Annotated in this window: 2 protein-coding genes; both read left to right on the forward strand. The window is 41.7% G+C overall.

What is annotated here, in order from left to right:
- Window positions 1-465: hypothetical protein (locus H7254_RS20765; RefSeq protein WP_301934797.1), on the forward strand; the 465-nt coding region annotated here is incomplete at its 5' end.
- 137 nt (window positions 466-602) lie between these two features.
- Window positions 603-1,555 (forward strand): ATP-binding protein (locus H7254_RS20770; RefSeq protein ID WP_301934798.1); only part of this gene is annotated, 953 nt, incomplete at its 3' end.

Here is a 1,555-nt window from a genome sequence, read left to right on the forward strand (position 1 = left end):
TCCGGCCAGTTTACTATTGAAATACATTTTCCCCCCGGAGAAGATTGCAGTAAGTATGAATACCGCCAGTTTATTTGTGGCCGGATTGAAATGTTGCCAGCAGGCGCAGATCCTGCCGGCCCTATGACCGATTTACGCAGCCTGTTTACCGTACCGGGCGGACTTCAGCCCATACCCAATTATACACAAGATGGAAATACAGGACTAACACCCCAACGAATGGGGCATAGAAGTGGCCCCGGCAGTACCATCCCGCTAAATCATTACGTAAATGCAGACGGCACAGAAAACCAACGAAATGGTTGTATTTTTCGTGGAGAAGATTTTCCTGCCATTACAGGCCGCATTACAAACTCAGGCGAGCAATATGAGTTTGATTTTCGATTTATGGGACAAATTGTTCACAAAGACCGGGGCGTTATTGCAAGAAAATTCTGGAGTGTACAGGAAGATTTTTTAATTTAAATCTTGCCGTTAAAGATTTTTCTCCCCTGATTTTTTTGAGTCTTAATTAGAATAATTACGCTGCCGATGCAACAGCAATTATAACCATTAAAAAAATTTTAAAGCAGGAAATTATTTAAAATAAGCCATCAGTCATCATGCCATCCAATGAAACATTTATAAGATTCAGTAACTATGTTCACAACAGGCTGCAATTACATTTTGCTGCCAACGGCGAACCGGTTCCGGTAGAGGAATTACCCGAAATTGACAGCACTATATTCCAAGGTAAAAAGTTGAATCACTGTGAAACAATTATCCTGCTTACTGCATTGTCGGCTCATATTCAGCCCACTTTATTTAATAATGCCATTCAACAATATATGCCCAAAGGTGGCGAGTTTTTGGAATTTGGTGGAGTAAAAGGCACCAACACAAGATACATGTTGCCTACCGGCGATACGGCACTTTTTTTACTGGCTGGTACCGACACGGATAAACGCAAACAGGTGCTTCGTTATTTTGATGCTTCGCATTGGTTTTGGACAGATTATGTTCTTTGGCTGGAACCTGTAAAAGAAGGTGAGCCACGCATGAGCGGTAAACTTATTTTACACCCCGAGTATGTAGATTTACTTACTACCGGCATGGTTGCAAAACCAGCATTTAGTCCGGAATTTCCCGCTAAACTCGTTACTACAAAAATGGAATGGGAAGATGTTATGCTGGCTACCAAAACAGCCACTCAAATAAATGACATCAAAATCTGGTTACACCACAACGGTACTTTTTTACAAACCTGGGGAATGGAAAAAAGAATTAAACCAGGTTACCGGGCCTTATTTTACGGACCTCCCGGCACCGGAAAAACTTTAACCGCCACACTGCTGGGTAAGCAATTTGAAAAAGATGTTTATCGCATCGATCTGTCGCAGGTAGTTTCTAAGTATATTGGCGAAACTGAAAAAAATCTGGAAAAAATTTTTATCAGGGCAGAAAACAAAAACTGGATATTGTTTTTTGATGAAGCAGACGCCTTATTTGGCAAGCGGAGCAACGTGCAAAATGCCCACGACAAATATGCCAACCAGGAAGTGAGTTACCTGCTGCA

The organism is Ferruginibacter sp. (genome assembly GCF_014377975.1).
Classification (GTDB): domain Bacteria; phylum Bacteroidota; class Bacteroidia; order Chitinophagales; family Chitinophagaceae; genus Ferruginibacter.